The organism is Alteromonas sp. McT4-15, assembly GCF_020515205.1.
In the GTDB taxonomy this organism is placed as follows: Bacteria; Pseudomonadota; Gammaproteobacteria; order Enterobacterales; family Alteromonadaceae; genus Alteromonas.
Window position 1 is genome coordinate 1 of record NZ_JAJALG010000086.1, and the last position, 2,011, is coordinate 2,011.

1 pseudogene is annotated in these 2,011 nt (G+C 49.2%); it reads left to right on the forward strand.

Going from position 1 to position 2,011, the window contains the following annotated elements:
- Window positions 1-1,917: pseudogene (locus tag LHL20_RS20820) on the forward strand (Tn3-like element ISShfr9 family transposase); the annotation flags it as partial.
- Window positions 1,918-2,011 lie beyond the last annotated feature (94 nt).

Genomic DNA, 2,011 nt, shown 5'->3' on the forward strand with positions numbered 1-2,011 from the left:
AGACAACAGGCATTGAAGGTCATGAATGACAGGGATATCCAGACCCTCTGCCTTTACCTGAAAAAACAGAAACGGACCGTGGAAGAGTACCAGTGGCAACATTACGATGAACAATGCAATCTCCTGGAGCAACTGTTAAGGCAGGTGTTCTTGTGCCTTGAATGTGAGGCCGGTAAAGGCTCAGAAGCCGTCGTCGCCCAACTTCAACAGATGCAGACGGAAATCGCATTCGGTGGACCACTGAAGACGATGGATACGTCGCTCATCCCGAAAAAGCACCTCCCATGGTTGGTTAAACAGGATAACGTTAACCCGCAACGTTACGAATGGCTGCTCTACCGGCAGTTAACCTCACGACTGAATGGACGCATTTATTTGCCAAATGTTACCAAATACCGCGCACTGGAAGACGACCTGATCCCCCAGACATCGCAGGATACCTTGCTGGCCTCATCAACACTGGACAGACTAAAACAGCCCGCAGAGTTATTGTTACAGGAGAAACAACACCGGCTGGAAAGTGCACTCAAAGACGTTGCTCTCCATATTGATGAGGGAGACAATCGAAATGTGATCATGAAAAATCGTACCGGTACCCGCTGGCGTCTGCCGACCAAAAGCGCTACATCTCTGGTCAACAATCCCTTTTTTAAGCGAATGCAACCGGTCGGTATCGCGGATGTACTGCGGTATGTAGAGCGCGAAACCGGGTTCATGAAATGTCTGACTCATGTACTTCCGATACAAAAACAAGGGTTCACTCATCAGGATGATTTACTGGCCATTCTGATTGCCAACGCCACTCACCGTGGTGTGTATGGCATGGCGCAGATCTCCGATCGAAGCTATGAACACCTGAGTACGGTGCAGGCCAACTATATCCGGCCTGAAACGCTGCATGACGCCAGCGACGTGATCAATAATGCGGTTGCAGCGCTACCCATCTTCCGCCACTACCATATTCAGGAGGACCAGCTGCATGCCAGTGCGGATGGTCAGAAATTCGAAACCCATCTGGAAACCTTTAAAACCCGGTACTCCTCTAAGTATTTCGGCACCAACAAAGGGATCACGGCCATGACACTGGTGGCCAACCACAGCGCCCTCAATGCTCGGATCATCGGTTCCAACGAGCACGAATCACACTATATTTATGACCTGTTACAATCCAACAGCAGTGAAATCAAACCTGACGTACTCTCGACAGATACACACGGTGTCAATCATGTTAACTTCGCCTTACTGGATCTATGCGGTTACAGTTTTGCACCGCGATACGCGCAGTTCAGTAGTGTCATCAATGATCTGTTTGACGTAACTGAAAATGAACACGGCGGCACCAACCTTGCCCTGAAAAAGCCCATCAGGACGAATGTCATCGAAACGGGATGGCAGGATATTAGGCGCATTGTTCTGTCACTTCAGACAAAGCGAACGACACAGGCAATGCTGGTAAGAAAGTTGTCTGGTTATCCTTCGGGGCACCCGACATTACAGGCGCTGACGGAGTATAATCGACTGGTCAAAGCGCAATATTTACTGGATTACATAGACAATGCCAGTTTGCGGCAGTACGTTCAGCGTGCCCTTAACCGGGGAGAAGCGTGGCACTTCCTGAGACGGGCTATTGCGTCGGTGAATGGCGATCAGTTCCGAGGCAAAAACGAGAGTGAAATCGCTATCTGGAATGAATGTGCAAGATTGCTTGCCAACGCGATCATCTACTTCAACTCCGCGATACTGAGTCATCTGCTGGGACACTTTGAAGCGAGAGGAGATGAAGAGAAAGCGGGTATCACTCGTGCTGTTTCGCCCGTTGCGTGGCAAAATATCAACTTAAGCGGAACGTATAACTTCACTAATACTGGGAAATTGCCCAATATTGGCGAAATAACAAGGCCGATAGTGGATGATTAGGCTCCAAGCTGAAAGTAAACCACCTCCGCAGCCATTTATTGGTGTGGTCTACAGAGGATTATGTCTTTTTAGAGGGGAAAATCCCTAGAACCCC